This window comes from Endozoicomonas sp. ALB115 (assembly GCF_049310245.1).
Taxonomy (GTDB): Bacteria; Pseudomonadota; Gammaproteobacteria; order Pseudomonadales; family Endozoicomonadaceae; genus Endozoicomonas.
Genome location: NZ_JBLYZG010000062.1, coordinates 1 through 18,292, shown reverse-complemented (window position 1 = coordinate 18,292; position 18,292 = coordinate 1). Strand labels below are relative to the sequence as shown.

Annotated in this window: 14 protein-coding genes; 11 read left to right on the top strand and 3 right to left on the bottom strand. The window is 48.9% G+C overall.

Annotated features, from left to right (window positions below; all coding sequences use genetic code 11):
- The first annotated feature begins 100 nt into the window (after positions 1 to 100).
- The 3 genes from eutH (at position 101) to ACO6VE_RS20170 (ending at position 2,743) form a co-directional block, all read left to right on the top strand.
- Positions 101 to 352, top strand: a complete 252-nt coding sequence (eutH, locus tag ACO6VE_RS20180; protein ID WP_422463104.1) for an ethanolamine utilization protein EutH — start codon at positions 101 to 103, stop codon at positions 350 to 352.
- 136 nt (positions 353 to 488) lie between these two features.
- Positions 489 to 1,115, top strand: a complete 627-nt coding sequence (locus ACO6VE_RS20175) for a hypothetical protein (protein WP_422443977.1) — start codon at positions 489 to 491, stop codon at positions 1,113 to 1,115.
- A 119-nt stretch (positions 1,116 to 1,234) separates the two neighbouring features.
- Entirely contained in the window at positions 1,235 to 2,743 is a 1,509-nt protein-coding gene (locus tag ACO6VE_RS20170; protein WP_422443979.1) for a tyrosine-protein phosphatase, read from the top strand.
- Here the strand turns inward: ACO6VE_RS20170 and ACO6VE_RS20165 are convergent.
- Positions 2,727 to 3,599, bottom strand: coding sequence for a helical backbone metal receptor (locus ACO6VE_RS20165; protein ID WP_422463098.1), 873 nt, complete (start codon positions 3,597 to 3,599; stop codon positions 2,727 to 2,729). The two genes, ACO6VE_RS20170 and ACO6VE_RS20165, sit on opposite strands and share 17 nt — an antisense overlap.
- Before the next feature lie 79 nt (positions 3,600 to 3,678).
- Positions 3,679 to 5,601: a hypothetical protein gene (locus tag ACO6VE_RS20160; RefSeq protein ID WP_422463096.1), complete on the bottom strand. Its 1,923-nt coding sequence runs from the start codon at positions 5,599 to 5,601 to the stop codon at positions 3,679 to 3,681.
- A 286-nt stretch (positions 5,602 to 5,887) separates the two neighbouring features.
- Here ACO6VE_RS20160 and ACO6VE_RS20155 point away from each other — a divergent pair, with 286 nt between their 5' ends.
- Positions 5,888 to 6,292: an acyl-CoA thioesterase gene (locus ACO6VE_RS20155; protein WP_269671842.1), complete on the top strand. Its 405-nt coding sequence runs from the start codon at positions 5,888 to 5,890 to the stop codon at positions 6,290 to 6,292.
- A gap of 110 nt (positions 6,293 to 6,402) precedes the next feature.
- Here the strand turns inward: ACO6VE_RS20155 and ACO6VE_RS20150 are convergent, their stop codons facing one another.
- Positions 6,403 to 7,065 (bottom strand): fumarylacetoacetate hydrolase family protein, encoded by a 663-nt coding sequence (locus tag ACO6VE_RS20150; RefSeq protein WP_422443985.1) that lies wholly within the window; start codon positions 7,063 to 7,065, stop codon positions 6,403 to 6,405.
- Between the two features lie 236 nt (positions 7,066 to 7,301).
- On the opposite strand from ACO6VE_RS20150, the gene ACO6VE_RS20145 reads away from it, so the two are divergent.
- The 7 genes from ACO6VE_RS20145 to gltS all read left to right on the top strand — a co-directional run bounded on the left by ACO6VE_RS20145 (position 7,302) and on the right by gltS (position 18,055).
- Positions 7,302 to 7,562: a DUF4404 family protein gene (locus ACO6VE_RS20145; RefSeq protein WP_101747242.1), complete on the top strand. Its 261-nt coding sequence runs from the start codon at positions 7,302 to 7,304 to the stop codon at positions 7,560 to 7,562.
- 299 nt (positions 7,563 to 7,861) lie between these two features.
- On the top strand, positions 7,862 to 9,091 hold the full coding sequence (gene serA, locus ACO6VE_RS20140) for a phosphoglycerate dehydrogenase (protein ID WP_422443987.1): 1,230 nt from the start codon (positions 7,862 to 7,864) through the stop codon (positions 9,089 to 9,091).
- A 183-nt stretch (positions 9,092 to 9,274) separates the two neighbouring features.
- On the top strand, positions 9,275 to 10,903 hold the full coding sequence (gene ushA / locus ACO6VE_RS20135) for a bifunctional UDP-sugar hydrolase/5'-nucleotidase UshA (RefSeq protein ID WP_422443989.1): 1,629 nt from the start codon (positions 9,275 to 9,277) through the stop codon (positions 10,901 to 10,903).
- Between the two features lie 227 nt (positions 10,904 to 11,130).
- Positions 11,131 to 11,610 (top strand): CreA family protein, encoded by a 480-nt coding sequence (locus ACO6VE_RS20130; protein ID WP_422443991.1) that lies wholly within the window; start codon positions 11,131 to 11,133, stop codon positions 11,608 to 11,610.
- Positions 11,611 to 11,843: 233 nt separating this feature from the next.
- Positions 11,844 to 13,133: an exonuclease subunit SbcD gene (gene sbcD, locus ACO6VE_RS20125; RefSeq protein WP_422443993.1), complete on the top strand. Its 1,290-nt coding sequence runs from the start codon at positions 11,844 to 11,846 to the stop codon at positions 13,131 to 13,133.
- The gene (locus ACO6VE_RS20120) at positions 13,133 to 16,807 is read left to right on the top strand and encodes an SbcC/MukB-like Walker B domain-containing protein (protein WP_422463094.1); all 3,675 of its coding nucleotides are present in this window, start codon (positions 13,133 to 13,135) and stop codon (positions 16,805 to 16,807) included. Before sbcD ends, ACO6VE_RS20120 begins: the two co-directional genes overlap by 1 nt.
- Positions 16,808 to 16,828: 21 nt before the next feature.
- Positions 16,829 to 18,055 (top strand): sodium/glutamate symporter, encoded by a 1,227-nt coding sequence (gene gltS / locus ACO6VE_RS20115; protein ID WP_422443997.1) that lies wholly within the window; start codon positions 16,829 to 16,831, stop codon positions 18,053 to 18,055.
- Positions 18,056 to 18,292 lie beyond the last annotated feature (237 nt).

The following is an 18,292-nucleotide window of genomic DNA, read 5'->3' as shown; positions in this document are numbered from 1 at the left end:
TAACGTCAATGAATTGAGTGAGACTGACTTGCGTCAGGTCATAAGTATGCCGTCCCGCCACTGATAGCCTTCGCACACTGATACGCCGCCTGGAAATAACCTGCTTTCTCCAGCTTCCGGGAGCTATTTCAGAATCAAAAGCAATCGCAGTTTTGAAGTCTTCGGTAAGGGTGTGGTTATTCTGATCACTGCCGGCCTGGCTGCCGCAGTGATTGAAGCCCTGACCGGTTTTGTCGTTATTCCGGGTATGGCACCATTCTCTGATGGTGTTGCCACCGTTGGTCACATTGCCATTCTGGTGACCAAAAATATGGCTGAGCCACAGGCTAGCCTGAAAGCGAAACACGCTTAATCCCCGATGCAGGTCGGCTTCTGCACAAGCCTGCCTGCCCCATCAAGCTTTGCAGTCTCAGCAGGCGGCTTTCTTCGGAAACCGGCCTTCGCCTAATGCCTCTGAACCGGAACAGCCATGCGCGAAGAAATTCTCAGTGCCGGAACTGATGCTTGGCATGCCTGCCGGTTTAACGGCCGCAACCGGCATGGATGCCCTGACCCACGCCATTGAAGCCTTCCTGTCCACCAATGCCAGCCCTGTTACCGATGCCGTAGCCAGTAAGGCGATCAAGCTGGTTGCCCAATATCTGCCCCGTGCGGTCCACGATGGCTCTGACCGGGAAGCCAGAGAGCAAATGGCCTACGCCCAGTATATGGCGGGTATGGCGTTTAACAGCAGCGGTCTGGGTTATGTTCATGCCATGGCGCACCAGCTGGGAGGCCGCTATGGCCTGCCCCACGGACTATGCAATGCCATTCTGCTTCCCCATGTTATGACCTTTAACCTGCCGGCATCTGCTGAGAAGCTCTCGGATATTGCCCGCTATCTTGGCTGTGAGGTGTATGGACTTGGCGCTCAGGAAGCCGCCATACTCGGGATTAAAGAAATTTGTCGCCTGCTACTAGCCATTGGCGTACCAGCCAGCCTGACTGAGCAGGGCGTCAAGGCAGAAGATATACCGGAGATGGCCATTAACGCCCTGAAAGATACCTGTGCAGCAACCAACCCCAGGCAGGGAACTCTGGCAGACGTTGAACAGATCTTTAAAAATGCCCTTTGATGTGACATTTATTGATCAATAACAGGGTCTCCATGAGGCCCTGTTCATTTTCCAGTCAAATTTACTGACCAGCACGATGCTATAATTTTCAGATCATTTAAGGATTACGGAAGATTATTATGAGCAGCAACGGATTAGGTTCGCTTACCCCATCACAAATCCATCAAATCAATAAGTTAGCATCCAATCAAGATTCTGAAAAAGATGTACTGGTGGCTCAATTCAATGGTAAGGAAATTGCGTTTACTGCCATAAGACCAAGGGTCAACTCTGAAGCCAACAAGGAAAAACCTGTGGAAGGTTCTGATTTAGCGGTAAAAACCCTGGGTTTAAAGGATCGTAAAATCTCACCAGCATTAGCAAAAAGGCTCATTGAGGCCTATAAAAAAGTATCACCGCCTGATGTAATCTTCGTCGATCCGAACGATGTTCGCCTCCTTGTGAATCACGTCGATAATAGCGTTAGTACTCAGCCACCAGACGAGGATGCAACATCCAGTCTTGATAGCATTAGAAATCGAAGAAGTTCAGCCAATACACTGCATTCTGGCTGGGGGTCAACCACCAGTCTCGACAGTGGCTACAACAGTGTTTATGGCAGTACGGAATCTCTGTACGATGATGTGGCATTGCCCCGGGACATAACAACGTCAACTCTCTCAGAAAAAGTGACCGAATTAATTAACAGGAAAAATTATCCGGGCGCACATTTGCAAATGCGTGATGAGAGTTTGGCGGCCATTAAAGGTAAACATATTACCAATGGACGCTGGAGTAGATTTGGCTTTAGCGATGAGTCAGTATCAAAAGTACCTTTGCCGAAAAAAACAGCCTTAACAATTGATGGCAATCATATTCCCGCCAATAATATCGAGTTGACCAATGCCAAGTATGTCGCCATTCAGGCACCTCGAGCTAAAGCACAAATGTCTGGAGGCGATATCTGGCGAGCAGCCCTTGACTCGGAGTGCAGTGTAATTTGTGATCTGACCAGAGAAAGAGAAAAGTTCGAGGTAAACAAAGGAGGACCTATTGCTTCGTATTACCCAACCGGAGAAATACTCAATGACGACGGCAAAGTCAATGGCAAGGTCGATGGCAAAGTCGGCGACAAAGTCGACCGTGAAATCGTCTTTGATAATGGGATTAAAGTGAGATACCAGTCAAAACAACAAAAAGCTGGGTATTCAAAAATAAGATATGAGGTGACTGATCTCATTACTGGCGAAACCCGCCTTATACGAAGATATCATTATACTGGCTGGCCGGATCACGGAGTTCCCAATGAAACAAACGGTCAAGACTCTCTGCTCAAGTTTGTAGAAGCAGTGCGCAAACATCAGACCGGGGACGACTATTCAGACAAAACAATGGTGCATTGCATGGCAGGCGTTGGCAGAACCGGAACGCTGATTGTGTTAAATGAAATCTACCGGGACATACTCTCCGGAAAATATCAAAATAAAAAGGAACTGGATCAGGCAGTATTCAAGACTATTCAACAAGGCAGAAAAGACCGGGGACCCGCCTTTGTTCAAGCAGTGGATCAGATCAAACTTATCATGGATACCGTTCATACATGGTGGGATAAGCGAGACAGGGGAGAGAACATTATTCCCGTGATCTAGCACTAATCTCTTCGTTCAGCGCCATGAAGTAATCAGCAGCCAGACGCAAATGGCTGCCGGTCCAGCAAAACATCTCACCATCCACCAGCCGGGTACTGGCAGTCACACCCAGCTCGGCAAATTCCTGACAGTGCCGGTCTTTAAACGGAAAGGGCTCTGAAGACAAGAGCAGCAAATCTGGCCCGGCTGTTTTTAGCTGTTCGATGGTGATCTCCGGGTAACGCTCCAGATCAGCAAAGACGTTTTCCATCCCGCAAAGCTTCAGCATCTCATTGATAAACGTATTACCGGCAGCAACGCGATAGGGCTTCCTCCAGATAAAATAAGCCACACGCAGCGTCTTTCCCGAAGCCAGTCGTGCCATTTTGCACCTGATGTCGTTGACGATTTTGTCGGCATTGTGTTCTTTGTTGGTCAGCTGACCAACGGAGGTGATCATGGCCAGGGCATCATCCAGGTTGTGAATATCACAGACCCAGGTTGGGTATTGCTGTTGCAGCCGCTCAATGCCCTCCCGGTAGTTCTCCTCCTTGTTACCGAGGATCAAATCCGGCTGCAAGGCATCTATCGCCGCAAAATCCAATGTCTTGGGACCACCGACAATCTTTTTTTCCTTGCGTGCCCGCCCGGGATGAACACAGTAGCGGGTTACTCCAACAATCCGGTCTTCCAGGCCAAGATCAAACAACAGCTCTGTCAGCGATGGCACCAGAGAGATAATTCTCACTGGCTTGTCACTGACGTCTACTGAATACTGCATCTGATCAATAAACTGGCGGGACATTTTTGAGGCCTCAATGGTTTCAAGACAGTAAAAAGCCCACTTACCATAGGCAAATGGGCCTTGCTGTATCAAGTAAAAGCGCGTTTTAAAGCAGCTTCTGGAAAAACTCTTAATGATTCAGGAATTGCCTGTTTTTACCGTTGAGAAGACTTTATCTGGATGGATTTTGCTTTTCAGCCTGCATATAGGCAATTTTAACTGCCATGAAGTGAGCAACTCCGGAAAACTCTGTTTTCGCCACTTCCAGCATTTTTTGCCGCTCTTCTTTGAGCTTTTGCTTTTTTGACTTAAGCCTGAGAAAACGACTTCTGTCTTTTGAGGTTACAGACGGTAATAAGTCAGGCTCAATTCCACGCCAGATACAGTCAAAGGTTGTTTGATGAATTGTTTTAAGCTCATCATTAGCCAGGGTTCCCAAAATTGGATCTATCTGATCATACAAGTCAATCAAAAACTGCATATAGAAATTTCGCAGTTTTTCCCGCTGAGAATCTGACGTTATTATGGTATCCGAGGGCAGTACAGCCTGTTCACTGGATTTGGGAAATCCTTCTTTGTCCTTAACATTATTAACAATCTGACTGGCCAGATCTCTATAGAATATCAGTGGATCCTTTTCCTTCATGCCTGATCGAAGTTCTAAAAATGCCTTTTCTACTGAAAAATCCAAATCCCATTGATCCTGGCTGACTCTAACACGTGGTAACTCTTCAGGGTCAAGCTGAAAGGAAGGATCTGCTATTATTAGCAATTTCAAAATACCCTGATGCATTCTTATTATTTTCCTGCTTTTAGTATCACTATCACCCACCAGAACATCACCGAACATTGTTTTCAAAACGACCTTAATAGAACTATCAGGAAGCTGTTTATAATGACAATAAAACTCTGAGAACTTATTCTGTAACTGTTCAGCCATTTTAACAAGCTGAAGGACTTCACCCTTTTCGTTTTCGGTAAGCGTGCTTTTCAGGTAAAACTTTTGAAACCTCTTTTCAGCAATTCCAAATGCCAGATTAAATTTAGCGACAGCCTTTGTATACGCTAATGGAAAATAGTGCTCACGCTTCTGAAACTCAGGCATACGTTTTACCGTGCTTTCCAGAGAGCCGCACTCATCAAGAAATTTCCAGAAGTTTTCTGCAACAACTGGCCAAATGGCATCTCGCAAGGCCTCTCCTCTCAGGGTTTTAAACCTATCTTCCCCAAGAACCAGTTTCATAACATCCGGAACCTGCTCCAGATCCATATTCACGTCTCTAATCAAATTGTACGGTTCAGACAGCCTGACAAAAGACTGTATATCCGTGATAGCCCTCATGACAAAGCCCGGGTTCAGGGTACCATTTTGGTAGGGCTCAACTTCATGAAATCTTGTTGCCCGATCACTCAGAGCAGCTCTGAAGGAAAATATTTGCGTTAACTGGCGTTGAATCTTTTTCTCTGGATTGATCGATTCAGAGCAAAGTTCCTGACTTAATTTGGCTGAGAGTAAAACGATCTTATGATTTTTCTTCTTTCGTATCGCTTTACGTGTAAACCGGCTTCTATCAAATGGAGATTTGGCTGGCACCTTAACTTTATCTTCTGAGCAAGATTCTTCCTGGTCGACTTCAGGAGAAAAATGACATTTTTCAAATTTATCAACCACCTCAGCCACTGCAACTTCATCATCATTTTCGGGAATGGGAGCATTTTTCAATTCTGTTATTTTTTTCTGGCCAGCCCTTTCTTTAAAGGACTCAATACGTTCCGGGACAGAAATACCAACCTTATTCAGATTCAGCCCTTTATTTTCATACAAAGCTTCATCGTCATTTTCTCCAGCATTCGAAATATAACCGGAATCATTAGAAGCTATTGAAACACGCCACTGGTTTGCTCGTACCGATAAATTTTCCGCATGGTTATCATTTAATCTGACTGCCTCAGAAAGATGGTGAATTACTTCATTACTTTCTGAAACGGACATACCTGAAAAACTATTATCTTTGACACTTTTACTCTGGCTTTCCCTGCCGGGACGACCATCATCATATGATAATAAGCCATTATCATTTCCTTCTATTTTCATAGCAGCCTCCCGGTCCCTTCATTAAAAATTTTACCGGATGCCGGACAGTTAAATAAGAGTTTCATATGAATCTATTTTCAATCAATTGTAAGAAAATCAATACTCTATAATCAATAATCAATCAGCAGGCTATAAGAGTCCAGCATAAAATTGCACAGCAATATGAACCCTTATCTCCATAGGACAGCCAAAAAGACTTTTAATATGAAATAGATAGTAAAAAAGATAGAATACCCGCAAAATCAAATTAACTGAACAAAACAATAAAAATAGTTTGGAGTCTTACATGAGTGCCAGACATGAAAATCTCGACAGCGTCCCTACTCCTCAAGGGGAAATGACCTTGAAAGTTCTGGCGGATCACCGTTCCGTCAATAGCAGTGGTGATGTATTTGCTGGCTGGGTAGCCATGCACCTGGACCAGGCTGGGGAAGTCTGTGCCCGCAAGGCCTCCAATGGTGCCAGGGTGGTCACGGTCAGTATTGGCAGTATGAGCTTTCTCAGGCCAGTTCAGGCCGGTGACCTGATCGGGTTCTTTACCCGGGTAACAGAAATCGGCAAAACATCGATTAAGGTGGTTGTCGAAGGCTGGATAGAAAACCACCATGGCTGGGAGAAACTGACAGAAACAACCATGGTGTTTGTTGCCATTGATCGGGGTGGACGAACCCAGCGGGTCAGGAACTTCTAGGATTTGAAGAGGATCAGGAGCCTCTGATCCTCTCAACCCACACTGAGAGTGAATGTCTCAGCCACAACAGAACCGGCAGTTAGCTTATGAATGGCTCGTAAAACGTGTCTTCAGAGACACCGCGTCCGGGTTGAAAAAATCCCATTCATGGACAACTCTAAATCATCCCCCGGCTGCAGAGGCCCAACACCTTCCGGCGTTCCGGTCAGCACGATATCTCCCGGAAGTAAGGTGAAATGCCTGCTGATATAGCTCAACAGCCCGGGAATGGAGGTCAACATATGTGCCGTTGTCCCTTTCTGCCTTGGCTCTCCATTGACCGACAGAGAAAACCCGAGATTGGCAGGATCTTTAATATGCTCGACGGCCACAAACCCGGATAACGGGCAGCTGTTATCAAAGGCTTTGGCAACTTCCCACGGCAGCCCTTTTGACTTTTGCCGTTCCTGAAGATCACGCAGTGTCAAATCCAGTCCCAGACCAATAGCCATGATCGCCTGGTTAGCCTCATGCTCACTGGCATCGGTCAGAGGCTCCCTGATCAGCAGGCTCACTTCTGTCTCATGATGGACCACTCCACGATTACGGGGTAATTTCACGGGCTGCTCAAGGTTAACCATGGCGGTACCGGGCTTAATAAACAGCACCGGATCATCCGGCAGGGGATTATTCAGTTCCTGGACATGTGCCGCATAATTCCGTCCTACACAAACCACCTTCCCAACAGGAAGGTCAATACGGTCGCCACTGATCCAGCGGTGCCTGTACTTCATAGCGCATCCCTTATTAACGCCGGTGATGAAAAATGGAACGCACAATACGCGCCAACATCATACGGATATTTATTATTCAACTGAGCCAGAAGCCTTGTCGGGAAACAGACAGTGTTTGCCTGTCATTCCCCGGGTAGACTATTGTCCCACGGCTCAACTCACAGTTAAAGCATCTCACTTTCACATACACTGTAGTAGTATCATAAAGACTGGCCGCACAGTGGAAGGAGCATAGTATGTCAGAAGAGCTGCAACTCAATATCCAGAGCCTTCATGATATTCTTGAAAACTCACCCGTCGATGAATGCACAGCAGGAGCCTTAAAACAGATAACCGAAGAGATCAACATTGCCGTTGCCCAGGCAGAAGGAGAAATCCCCATTCAGGGCTACAACGATCAGCTGGAGCAGGAGGCCATTCGCTTCAGTGAAGACCACCCGGCCCTGACACAGGCGATCCGGCAATTAATGTTTACCCTCTCCAGCATGGGTATTTAAATACGGTCGCTATGACAAAGCTTACCACCAGATCGGTTTCACTGATGTGAGGCCGATCTCCCTGCAGTAACGACCCACCGCCTTTTAGCAGGTACTATCACGCACAGCCTATGCTATGATGTGCCGCCTGACGCAGCCGGGAGCAACCGGTGATGCGCCATGAAAACGATGGGTGGATCAATAACAGCCATAAATTGAAAGCACTGCTGCTGTTGTCCGCCTGCACAATAAAAAACAGTGCTTTAATGTAAAACAGCCTTGAGCCAGTCCGCCATGAGCTAACCAATAAAGAGACTGATATGCCCGAAATATCGCTGGATAAGAGCAAGATTCGTTTTCTCCTGTTGGAAGGTGTCCACCCGTCTGCTGTCGAGATTCTTAAAGCATCGGGCTATACCAATATCGACTATGTCACCACCTCCCTGCCTCCTGAGGAACTAAAGGAACGTATCGCTGATGCCCGCTTTGTCGGCATCCGGTCCCGGACCCAGCTGACCGATGAGATTTTTGCGGCGGCAAAAAAACTCTGTGCTGTTGGCTGTTTCTGCATTGGTACCAACCAGGTAGAACTGCCCGCAGCTACACGACGGGGGATACCTGTTTTCAACGCACCTTATTCCAACACCCGCTCAGTGGCTGAGCTGGTGCTGGCTGAAGCCATCCTGCTACTGCGTGGAATCCCGGAGAAGAATGCCATGGCACACCAGGGAGGCTGGCAGAAAACAGCAGCGAACTCCCATGAAATCCGCGGCAAAAAACTGGGTATTATCGGCTACGGAAATATCGGCAGCCAGCTCAGCATCATGGCAGAGTCTCTGGGCATGGAAGTCTATTTCTATGATGTGGTGACCCGGCTTTCCATGGGCAATGCGACCCAGATCAGTGATCTGAACACCCTGCTTGGCATGTGCGACATTGTCAGTCTGCATGTTCCCGAAACCCGGGATACCCAGTGGATGTTTGGTGAAGCACAGTTTGCTGCCATGAAGGACAACAGCATTCTGATCAATGCCTCCCGTGGTTCTGTGGTGGTTATTGAAGCGCTGGCCGAGCACCTGAAGAACGGGAAGCTGCTGGGTGCCGCCATTGACGTATTTCCGGAAGAGCCACGGGGTAACGATGATGAATTCATCAGCCCCCTGCGTGGCATGAAGAATGTTATCCTGACTCCCCATATTGGCGGCAGTACCCAGGAAGCACAGGAAAATATTGGCCGGGAGGTTGCCGAGAAGTTCGTTATGTACAGCGATATTGGTACTACATTGTCGTCGGTCAACTTCCCGGAAGTCGCCCTGCCTGCCCACCCCGGCAAGCACCGCCTGCTGCATATCCACCAGAATATTCCCGGTATTCTGGGTCAGATTAACCAGATACTGTCTGAAAACCGTATCAACATCAGCGGTCAGTACCTGCAGACCAATGAGTCCGTTGGTTACGTTGTTATCGATGTTGATGCTGAACACAGCGATATGGCCATGCAGAAGATAAAAAAGATTGAAGGCACCATCCGCTGCCGCGTTCTTTACTGATATACATCACTGGCACCTCGTTCCCACGCAGAGCGAGGAAACGAGGGTGTGAGGTTGTATGGGCACTGGATTTTTAACCAGACAACAGTGCTCTTTATTATTAAAAAAACATCTAAATAACGTCGTTCAGTAATTAATCAGGTGTGCGTATGATTCCCGCGTTTTCCTCAAAGGAGAGTCCATATGTTGTACCCACGCTGGTTGTTATTGTCTTTCCCCATCCTGCTATTGCTCAACGGTTGTGCTACCGATACTGGGCAATACAGAGAACCTGCGCTGAAAACGCTTAATTTCACCATCATTCACACCAATGACAACCACGGAAAATTCTGGCGAAACCGTGACGGTGAAGTAGGCATGGCGGCCCGCAAAACATTGATTGATCGTATTCGTGCAGATGTAGAAGCTGAAGGCGGCAAGTCTCTGGTATTGTCTGCAGGCGATATAAACACGGGGGTGCCCGAGTCCGATCTTCAGGAAGCTGAGCCTGATTTTATCGGGATGAACCTTATTGGTTATGATGCCATGACCGTGGGTAACCATGAGTTTGATAACCCGCTGCCTGTTTTGCTGAAGCAGGAAAAGTGGGCAGACTTCCCGTTCCTGTCAGCCAACATCTTTTACAAAGATACCGGTAAACCAGTGTTCAAGCCCTGGGTAATGAAAGAGCTGCAAGGTGTGCGGGTCGCCATTCTTGGCTTAACGACAGAAGATACAGAATCGCAGGCGCTCAAGGAAAACATTAAAGATATTCGTTTTGATGATGCCATAGAGACAGGAACAGTTTGGGTACCAAAACTGATTCGGGATGAAAAGGCTGATATTGTTATTGCACTCACTCACATGGGGCATTATCCAAACGCCAGACATGGGCACAATGCTCCGGGTGATGTCAGCCTGGCTAAAGAAGTGGATGGTGTGGATATCATTGTCGGTGGCCATTCACAAAGTAAACTACACCGGCCTGATATTAAAAACAGCACCTATGTACTGCAAGCCTGGGAGTGGGGTAAATATGTTGGTCGGGCTGATTTTATCTATCAATATCTGGACAGTGGCAGAGGACACAGTCATGGCTTGCTGAAAATGGTGAATTACCGCCTGATTCCGGTGAATCTCAAGAAAGAGAAAATCATTGATGGTAAGAAAGAGCTGATCACTATAGAACCTGAGATTCCAGAAGATCCGGCAGTGCTGAAGGCATTAAAGCCTTATCAGGATAAAGCGAGTGAACTAATGAATCAGGTTGTCGGTTCCATCAATCAGACCCTGGATGGTTCACGGGAAAAAGTTCGCTCAGGCCCAGCGGCCATAGGCAATCTGATTGCCCGGGCACAGATGGAAAAAACCAAAGCTGATCTGGCTGTCATGAACAGTGGTGGCGTTCGCACTGGCTTGCAAGCAGGCAAGATTACCGAAAAAGATATTCTCAAGATTCAGCCTTTTGGCAATATGGTGTGCTACCTGGAAATGACGGGCCGTGAGCTGCGGAACTACATTGAAGACATTGCTGCTATTCAACCGGTCAGTGGCGGCCTGGCGCACTTTGCCAACGTCAGGCTGACCATGGCCGGCGATAAATTAATGTCTCTGGACATTGGCGGAAAGCCTGTGGATAAAAACAGGAAATATCGAATGGCAATTAATGCCTTTTCTGCTGCCGGGGGTGATAACTGGCCGGTGGTGGATGATAACCTGACGTTTGTTAATACCGGTTATACAGACGCTGTCGTGTTGAGAGATTACGTCAAGAGATACTCACCTCTGAAGAGAAGTGAGTATCTGCCAAAAGGGGAGATTGTGAGGAAATAGTCAACATGTCTTCGGCAAAACCACCGGTGTTTAAATCCCGGATACCTTGATATGCAGTTTGCTAACACTATAAAAAGTACCCCATATTCTGAAAAATATATGAGGCCCCAAGGCTCGCCTTTTATTAAAAACAGGGCTTCTTTTAAGGGTCAACTATGACGTACATACAACAAAATTAACGTTACTTGATGCGTTTTTGGACGGGAACTATCAAAAGGTTAAAAAACATGCGAACGTTAACCTCTGCTCTGTTGATTACAACACTTCTGCTCACCGGCTGCTCAGACAATGAGGTAGGCAATGTCAGCCTGGGTTTGTTCACCACTAAAGATATCAAGATCGACACCTTTACCGACCCGGTGGTCAGCGGTGTCACCTGTCATATCTCTCACGTAAAAGGCAATCTTGACCTGTCTGACCCTTCCGATATGGGCATCTCCTGCCGACAGACAGGGCCGATTACTCTGGATATGGTCAACAACATCAATATGTCCAAAAGCGGCGAAGTGGTGTTTAAAACCTCGAAAAGCATCCTCTGGAAGCATCTTAAAATACGACGTATCTGGGATGAGAAAAACAAAACCCTGATCTATCTCAGCTACTCCACCAAAGAAACGGCCGGCAGTGCCAAACACTCCATGACCACCGTGCCCCTTTGGGGAAACCCCGTCTGGGATCAATTAAACCAACCTGATACAACTCAATAGCTGACCGCAGTTTTCCAGTCCACTCAGTTGATGTGATATTAATCTGAGTACCCTGAGCAATTCCCGGACGATCCAGCTATCCTTTGCCAGGCAGCACTGTCGCAAGAAGAGTGAAACAAGGAATCCGCTGCCAGATCATTGGCTACAGTACGGTTCTGGTGTAGTTTCACTTTTTACTTTTTCACCAGGGTGATGTTCACTCCACCCTCTGACTGCCCGAAACTTAAGACACCATGCGTATTCTTCACACTTCAGACTGGCACCTTGGCCAGCATTTTATGGGCAAAAGCCGGGAGGCAGAACACCAGGCCTTTCTGGACTGGCTGATCGAGCTGGTACAAGAGCAACGCATCGATGCCCTGATTATTGCCGGTGATATCTTTGATACCGGCACCCCGCCCAGCTATGCCAGGGGACTTTATAGCCGCTTTATTGTCAGCCTGCAGAATACCCACTGTCGGCAGCTTATCGTGATTGGTGGCAACCATGACTCGGTAGCCACACTGCATGAATCAAAAGAGTTGCTGGCCTGCCTGAATACCTTTGTGGTGGGTGGCGTCAGCCAAGACTCCCGGGAGCAGGTTCTGGTGTTGAACAACGCTCAGGGCAACCCCGGCGCGGTGATCTGTGCAATTCCGTTTGTCCGCCCACGGGATGTTCTGGAAAGTCAGGCGGGAGAGACCGGTGAGGATAAACAGCAGGCACTGCAACAGGCGATTGCTGCCCACTATCAGACCATTTATACAGAAGCTGAAAAGCTGGCAGGGGAACGTCTGCCCATTATTGCAACGGGTCATTTAACGACAGTTGGCGGACAACTAAGCGAATCCGTGCGTGAAATTTATATCGGAACCCTGTCGGCATTTCCGGTAGCCGCATTCCCCAAGGCTCACTACATTGCCCTCGGCCATCTTCATCGGCCACAGGTCGTGGCGAAGCAGGAACATATTCGCTATTCAGGTTCACCAATCCCGCTGAGTTTTGATGAAGCCGGATCCGATAAGCAAGTCATTATTGTGGACTTCAGGGAAAACGAGCTGAATAAAATTGAGTCCGTCATTGTTCCTGTTTTCAGGCCTCTGATCAGTCTCAAGGGCTCCCTGGACAGCATTGACCAGCAGCTGGCCACTCTTGCCAGTGAGCGGGCCAATGAAAATGAGCAACCGCAGGCTGAACTCAATCCATGGCTGGAGATTGAAATCACCACCGAAACCTACCTTCACGACCTGCAAAGCCGGGTCGAACAAATGGTGCTGGCCAGAGAGGAGCTGTCCTCATGTGAGCTGCTGAGGGTAAGAAGAAAACGGGAAAAAGCCGCCGCATCCCTAACCGTTGCTGACCAGGAGAGTCTGGCCGAGTTGAAGGTTGAGGATGTTTTTCAGCAACGGCTTAAGCAGGAAGAGCTGACCGATGAACAATTACAGCAGCTGACCGGCGCGTTTCAGGAAATACTCGAAGACGTGTTTGCAGCAGACAAACAGCATCCCATGCTGGCGCAGCATGGCCAGAAGGACAACGCCTGATGAAAATTCTCAGCCTGCGCCTGAAAAATATTAACTCCCTCAGGGGCGAGTGGAAAATAGACTTCCAGAGTGAACCGTTTACCAACACGGGTCTCTTTGCCATTACCGGCCCGACCGGTGCTGGCAAAACCACGCTGCTGGATGCCATCTGCCTTGCCCTGTACCACCAGACTCCCCGCCTGACCACAATCTCCGCCTCCGATAACGAGCTGATGACCCGGCATACCGCCGAGTCGCTCGCCGAAGTTGAGTTTGAAGTCAAAGGTCAAGCGTATCGCGCCTTCTGGTCACAACGCCGGGCCAGGGGTAAAGCAGACGGCAAGTTGCAGGCACCTCAGGTCGAGTTGGCCGACAGTGATGGTACGATTATTACCACCCGTATCAGCGATAAATTGAAAAAGGTGAGTGAGCTGACCGGGCTGGACTTCGGACGTTTTACCAAATCCATGATGCTGGCCCAGGGCGGTTTTGCCGCTTTTCTGGAGGCCAGTGCCAATGACCGGGCTGAGCTGCTGGAAGAACTGACCGGTACCGAGATCTACGGAGAAATCTCCCGCCGTGCCTTTGAGCGCATGCGCACCTCAGAGCAGCAACTCGACCTGTTAAAGGCCAGAGCGGGCGGTATTGCTCTACTGAACGACGATCGACTGACAGAACTGAGAGAAGAACAGAGTCAGCTTGCCGGGCAACAGGAGGAAACCGGCAACGAACGCCTCTCCCTGAACCAGCAGAAGCGCTGGCTGGAAGAGCTGACCAGCAGAGAACGTGAACAGAAAAAAGCCCGGGAGTCATTGGATAATGCTCTTCAACACAAATCAGAACACAGCGAGCAGATAAACCGTCTGGAGCAGGCCCTGCCCGCCATGGAGCTGCTGCCGGACTGGGATCGGTTAAGCGAACTGACACAAAAGCATCAACGGATACAAAAGACACTGGCTGATCATCAGCAGGAAAAACAGGTCACCACCGAACAGGCGGAAAGTGTTCAGAAACAGTGTCAGATTCAGTTAAATGCCTGGGAAAGCTATCAGCAGGAACAGGAGCAAACCGAATCCCTGTTGGTAGAGCAGGTCATCCCTCTGGATGCTGATATACAGAGACTGACCAATGAACAACAGGCCATAAAAGGCAAATTGCAGGCCGCTGAACATGAGCAGTGCACACTGAACAACAGCATTGCCGATGACCAGCAGTCCCGGGAACAACTCACTGGACAACTTCAGGTAGCCAACCGTTACCTGGAACAGAATGCACACCAGCAAACGCTGGGTGAACAGTTGCCGGTATTACAAACCCTGTTTGAGCAGCGGGAAACCGCCAGCCAGGGTGAACAACAGTTTGCTCAAGCCATTCATCAGTTAGAGCAGGAACGCCAGAACCTGGGCGCACAACACCAGACACTGGAAGAGTATATTCAGTCGCTGGCCAAAACACGGGAACAACGCGCCAGCCAGAATAAAACACTGCTAGAGAACAAAACAGCCCTGTTAAATGGCCAGGAAGAAGAGCAGCTGCTGACCGATCAACAGCAGTGGCACGATCAATACCCGATATGGCTGCATCTGAACAACCTCAGCCAGCAATTTGCCAACTGCACCGCTGACTTACAGAAAGAGCAAACCCAGCATGGCAACCTGCAGCAATCGGTAGCACAGTACACCGACAACATTGAAAAATGCAGGACAGAGTACCGGAATGTCAGGCAACACTGTCATGACCTGGAACAGCTGTTAGCCCGGGAGCGGCAGATCACCAGCCTTAAGGACTATCGCAACCAACTGCAGGCCGGAGCGGCCTGCCCCCTTTGCGGTGCCACAGAACACCCGGCCATTGAACACTATCAGCAGCTGAATATTTCCGATACCGAACAGCGTTTAACCGCCAGACAGCGGGAACTGGAGCAACTGCAACTTCAGGGCGAGAAGCTGAACAAAGAGGCTGCCCGTTTACAGGTACAACTGGAATCCTCAGAGCAGACCATTAGCAAGCTGCAAAATCAGATTGCCCAGGTCACATCAGACTGGTCCGCCACCAGCAATGCCCAGTCTCTTTCCCTATCGATCAACAACACCGAAGAATATCAAGACCACTTCAAACAGTTCTCCGAGACCGGGGAGGCCCGGAAAAAGCAGCTTGAACAACTGAGCCAGCTTAATCACCGCATTCAACTTGAACAGCAGCAGCTGGACCAGCTGAATAACGACATGACCCAACACACCCATCAACGGGAGGTTAACCAGCAACAGCAAAGGCAGATTGACCAGCAGCTGTCTGAAAAGCGTCAACAGCTTGAGCAAAGCCAACAGGCCAACCGGGCGCTGGAAGAGAAGATCAGGCAGAGAATCCAAACTGCGCTGCATCTGGAGATTCCAATCCTGTCAGAGCAATCAACCTGGCTGAGTCAGCAGGAAAAAAACTGGCAACAATGGCAGCACATCACCGCCGAACAACAAACGCTGAATGAGAAAATCCAGGCCATTACCCAGCAGCTGAATCACAAGCATCAAAACCGGCAAAAAGCCGATGAACTTATCCGTGACATTCAGCAAACGCTGGATCACACCAATGCTCGGAGACAACAGCAACAGCAGCAACGACAGGATCTGTTTGGCCAGAAAATCGTGGGTGAGGAGCGACAGCGACTCAAGTCACTGGTGGTCGAAGCAAAGGCACACCATCAACAAAGCCAGAGCCAGTTGAAAGCCATTGATGACAAGCTGGCTCAGCTGACTGGAATCGTTCGCCAGCAGACCATGGAACAGGAAACATTGGGCGAAGCACTGACAGCCGCCGGAACAACCTGGCAGACATTGTTAAACGACAGCCCATTCCGGGATAGCGAACATTTCCAGCAGGCACTGCTGGACAGAGAAGAACGGAAGACACTGACAGAACTGAAACAGACCATTGAACAACAGCTGCATGAGGCCAAAGGCAAGCTTGCCTCGGCGGAGGCCAACCTGAAAGCACATATTGAACAGCCAGCGACTAAACTAACTCTGGATGAAGTGACTGACAGACTGACCGAATTGGATAACCGCATTCGTTTAATCAATCAACGACAAGGTGAGATTACCCAGGCGCTGAAAGACGACGACGAAAAACGTCTTGGCCAGGCCAGCCTGTTCAGGGATATCGCAACGCAAGAGCATCAATATCAGGTTTGGGCGCAACTCAGTGGCCTGATCGGCTCCAGCAAAGGCGACAAGTTCCGTAAATTTGCCCAGGGCCTGACGCTGGATCATCTGATTCTTCTGGCCAACCGACAGCTGGAACAGCTCCATGCCCGCTATCTGCTCAACCGCAAAAGCAACGATGAACTCAGCCTTGAAGTACTGGACACCTGGCAGGGTGACTCCGCACGGGATATCAAAACCCTGTCCGGTGGAGAAAGCTTTCTGGTCAGCCTGGCGCTGGCACTGGGGTTATCTGACCTGGTCAGCCATAAAACCCGTATCGACTCGCTGTTTCTGGATGAAGGGTTTGGTACACTGGATCAGGAAACACTGGAAACCGCACTCAGCGCCTTGGATAGCCTGAATGCCAGTGGGAAGATGGTCGGTATCATCTCCCATATTGAGTCCCTGAAAGAACGGATTCCCACCCGGATAGAAGTGATAAAAGAAACCGGACTGGGCTACAGCAAACTGGGTAGACGCTTTGCCTGTATCTGATCACTTTTATTTTGAGGGTTTATGAATCAACTACTGACGGTTGGCGCGCTTGAGTCATTTCTCATCGCCATTTTTGTGCTATTTCTGGGGCATTTCATCAATGCCCGAATTCCTCTATTAAAGCAGTTCAATATTCCTGAGCCTATTGTTGGCGGACTGATCATTGCCGGTGTTATTGCCTGGCTGCACTTCAATGGTGTCGAGATTGACTTCCACCTGCCCCTGCAAAACACCTTTATGCTGATGTTCTTTGCCACGGTTGGTCTGGCCGCCAGCTATACCCAGCTGATTAAAGGTGGGGTCAAGGTGCTTGTTTTCCTTGCCGTGGCGTCTCTCTATATCGTGCTGCAAAATGGCCTGGGGATGTCACTGGCCACCCTGCTGGGGCTTGACCCGCTGATGGGATTAATTGCCGGGTCAATCACTCTTTCCGGAGGTCACGGTACCGGTGCGGCCTGGTCTCAAACCTTCCAGCAAGTATACGGCATGCACAATGTACTTGAGATTGCCATGGCTTCAGCCACCTTCGGCCTGATCATGGGCGGCATTATTGGCAGTCCGGTGGCGCAGCGACTGGTGGATAAATATGGCCTGAAATCCAGATACGGCAACACCAACAGAACCCATGAACAGTTTCCTGAGCTGGTGACCTACAACGAAAATGAGGAAGACAATGTCACCTCAAAAAAGATGATTGAATCACTGTTTATGATTCTGATCTGTGTGACCGGTGCCAAGTACCTTGAAATCTGGGTCAACAACTTCGAGATCAAATGGCTGATGATTCCCGATTTTGTCTATGCCCTGTTTATCGGCGTTATCATCACCAACACGCTGGAAGTCACCCGGGTGAAAAAGCTGGATATTGAAACCATCGATATTCTCGGCACGGTGTCACTGGCCCTGTTTCTGGCCATGGCCCTGATGAGCTTAAAACTCTGGAATATTCTCGATCTGGCCATCCCGATCCTGGTCATCTTGCTGGCACAGTCCGTTATGCTGGCAATATTTACTTATGTGGTGACCTTCCGGGTGATGGGCAAAGACTACGATGCGGCCGTTATTGCCAGCGGTCACTGCGGCTTTGGTCTTGGCGCAACACCCACAGCGGTCATGAACATGGGCTCCGTCGTTAACCGCTTTGGTCCTTCACCCCAGGGGTTTATGGTTGTGCCTATTGTCGGTGCCTTCTTTATTGATATTGTTAACCTGATTATTCTGCAGGCGGCATTGTCGATTTTTGGTTAATCAATCATCAACTCCTGGTACATCTCATTAATGAGTTTGATGTGTACAATCTCCGTTCACCCTTAGCGGAGTTTGGATGTCAATGAGAGAAGGAGCCCATCAGTTGTACTGAATAAGAGAGACGGGCTCTTTTGCACTCCTCTGAATAACGTGAATTCGACGTAAAAAAGACAAGGAGCCTCCGGACTGCTTAGCTATCTTTCAGATACCAAACCATAGACAGCTAACCGGAGGCCC